General features: G+C 53.5%; 3 protein-coding genes and 1 tRNA gene. 3 read left to right on the top strand and 1 reads right to left on the bottom strand.

Annotated elements, in window-relative coordinates; translation table 11 throughout:
• Positions 1–199 precede the first annotated feature (199 nt).
• From AB9F29_RS21130 to AB9F29_RS21120, 3 genes are all read left to right on the top strand, one after another.
• Positions 200–394, top strand: coding sequence for a hypothetical protein (locus AB9F29_RS21130; protein ID WP_369757153.1), 195 nt, complete (start codon positions 200–202; stop codon positions 392–394).
• 849 nt (positions 395–1,243) lie between these two features.
• Positions 1,244–2,212 carry a recombinase family protein gene (locus tag AB9F29_RS21125; protein WP_369757152.1) on the top strand — a complete coding sequence of 323 codons (969 nt, stop codon included), beginning with the start codon at positions 1,244–1,246 and terminating at the stop codon, positions 2,210–2,212.
• Positions 2,136–2,900, top strand: a complete 765-nt coding sequence (locus AB9F29_RS21120) for a zinc ribbon domain-containing protein (protein WP_369757154.1) — start codon at positions 2,136–2,138, stop codon at positions 2,898–2,900. Before AB9F29_RS21125 ends, AB9F29_RS21120 begins: the two co-directional genes overlap by 77 nt.
• Here AB9F29_RS21120 and AB9F29_RS21115 read toward each other — a convergent pair.
• Positions 2,857–2,933, bottom strand: a tRNA-Met gene (locus AB9F29_RS21115). The genes AB9F29_RS21120 and AB9F29_RS21115 overlap by 44 nt on opposite strands.
• Between the last annotated feature and the right edge of the window lie 43 nt (positions 2,934–2,976).

The raw sequence follows: 2,976 nt of genomic DNA, 5'->3' as shown, positions 1-2,976 counted from the left end.
TGGTCAGTGCGATCCGCACCGCATCTTCCCTAAATTCGTCTGTTCGTTTCAGTCCCATGCTCAGTCTCCTTTGTTGCAGTAAATGCTATCAAAGGAGCGGCATCAAACCGTGACAGGTCCACAATGCCTATGCAGGTTTTGAGGCCGGAACCGCAACCCGCCTGTTTGCCGAAGTCATCGACAAAAAGAGAGAGCAACAATGAAACGGCTGTCCATCCTCCTCAAAGACGGGCCAGAAGCCGACGCCGCCTTATGGGCAGACCTCACAACACAGGCAGGCCCTCTTGATCCTCGTGGGCCCCTGAGCCACCTAAGAGAACCATCGAGCGGGAACTTACTTAAGTCTTATGGCGTTGGCTTGGCTGGCTTGCAGCCAATCAGCCAGAAGCCCTGAAAGACCCGCCGCTAGAACGCGCAACTCCAGAGCGTATGAATGCCTGGATCAAATCAATTTCTCACTTGCGGCCAGACACCCGACTTTCGCTTTTAGAAAAATCCTTGCGCATTCTGAGATCACATTGTCCGGACGGGGATTGGAGCGCGCACCGCCGGTTGGCCTCGCTCTTACGGTATGAGGTGTTCGCTTCACCAAGCCCTCGCAAACAGGGACGTATCGTGGCAAGCGATATCTTGTTTCAGAAGGGCCTCGCCCTTGTCGATACACTAAATTCAGGCGGTTCACCCTGCTCCTTAAAGGAAGCGCGGCAACGACGCGACGGAATGATGGTCGCCTTTCTCGCATTGTTGCCGATGAGACGGCGTTCCTTCTGCGCTTTGGAACTAGACCGATCTCTTCTTGTCTCTGGGGAGAAGCTATTTGTCGGTCTTGAGACCACAATGACAAAGAACCGAATGGTGTGGGACTCTGAAGTCCCGTCCAGTCTCGCAGGCCCCCTCCTCACCTACATTCAAGACGTTCGGCCTTGGTTCCTCGCACGCGCGCGAACACATCACGCCGCACTCTGGGTCAACGATAGTGGGCGACCTTATTGTGCAGCCCACTTGGGCGCCAGGATTACACGGATAACTGAGAAGCTCGTCGGGGTTCGCGTCAACCCGCATTTGTTCCGCGACTGCACGGCGACAACGCTCGCTTATGAGTCACCGGCGCCGCCCGCCTCGTGCGCGCCATTCTCGGCCACGCCTCGTTTCGCACTGCTGAGCGCCACTATAACCAAGCCCGCGCAATCAATGACGGCCGTAACTACGCCGGAATTCTGGAGACCCTCGGAAAGGACATAAAATGAAAGTCGCAATATACGCCCGATACTCAAATGACCTACAATCCACATCTTCAATTAAGGACCAAATCCGGATTTGCCGCGAGCGTGCCGTAAAAGAAGGGTGGGACATTACCGAACAATACGTCGATCAAGGGATTTCAGGGGCGAGCTTGATGAGGCCTGGCATCCAACAACTGATAGAAGACGCCAGCAACGGCGCTTTTCAAATCCTCCTTGCCGAAGCTCTTGATCGCATTTCGCGCGACCAAGAAAACATTGCCGGGATCTATAAACGTCTAACCTATGCTGGCATTCAAATCGTCACCCTCTCAGAAGGCGCAATCAACGAACTTCATATTGGTCTAAAGGGCACCATGAATGCTCTTTTTCTGAAGGATTTGGCGGATAAAACCCGCCGCGGGCTGCGCGGTCGTGTCGAAGCAGGAAAATCCGGTGGCGGAAAGTCATATGGCTACGACGTCGTGCGACAAGTCGATTCAAATGGAGAACCAATACGCGGCGACAGAACGATCAACGCGCAGCAATCTAAAATCATTCGTCGGATTTTTTGTGACTACGCCGACGGCACGTCCCCACGGGTGATCGCAAAACAGCTAAATTCCGAGGGCATTCTGGGGCCAGCAGGCACCTCTTGGGGGCCCTCAACAATCCATGGCAACAAACATCGCGGCACAGGCATACTCGACAATGAACTCTACATTGGTCGCCTAGTTTGGAACCGGCTGCGCTACATGAAAGACCCCGAGACAGGCAAACGAAACTCCAGATTAAATCCGCCCGACCAATGGATCACGCAGGATGTTCCACACCTGCAAATCATTGAACACTCGCTATGGCAACGCGTAAAAGACCAACAGACGGCCACATCACTCGGGAAGCAAGCGAACAAGAATATTCGAGGCTTGGGATCGCCGGCGTCCGCGCTTTCTGCTCTCTGGCCTCATCAAATGTGGCACATGTGGCAGTAGTTTAGTCAAAATCAGTCAGCACCATTTCGGATGTGCAAGCGCGCGCAATAAGGGGACCTGCCCCAACGGTCGGTCAATCAGGCGTGGGGTTCTCGAAAGAACGGTCCTCAGCGGTTTACAGCATCAGTTGATGGACACGGACCTCTTAGATGTGTTCTGCAAAGAATACTTCCTGCACCTGACCAAACTGCGCAAGGTGCAAAGCGGGAACCGAATTCCCAATGAAAGACGGATCAAGAAAATCTCTTGCGATTTGGAGAAGTTGGTCGATGCCCTTATCCAAGGCGTTCCCGCAGAACGCGTAAAAGATCGAATGGCTATCTTGGAAGCGGAAAAAGCAAATCTTGAAGAAGAGGTTGCGAGTTCGTCCACACAAACCAGTTCCCCCATTCTTCTTCCGGTCATGGGAGATGTGTATCGCGAAGCAGTGGCCAATCTACGCGAGACTTTAGATACGCGTCCCGACGGAGCCGAGGCCGTCAATCATATCAGGAGCCTCATTGACCGGATTGTCGTAAACCCTGCAACAGACGAAGTGGGGTATCTACTCGACATCGAGGGTGATCTGGCCGGCATCCTAAGCCTTTGCCAGACAAGCAAAAAGGCCGCTCCCGTTTCCGGTGACGACCTTGTGCAAATAAAGTTGGTTGCGGGAGTCAGATTTGAACTGACGACCTTCAGGTTATGAGCCTGACGAGCTACCGGGCTGCTCCATCCCGCGACGCTTAGGCATTTTGCCTTAGTTCGCATCCCAGTTTTTGTAA

It is taken from the genome of Falsihalocynthiibacter sp. S25ZX9 (assembly GCF_041205405.1).
GTDB classification, from domain to species: Bacteria; Pseudomonadota; Alphaproteobacteria; order Rhodobacterales; family Rhodobacteraceae; genus Falsihalocynthiibacter; species Falsihalocynthiibacter arcticus.
Note: the sequence above shows the minus strand (reverse complement) of the source record. Positions and strands in the feature narration are given on the sequence as shown.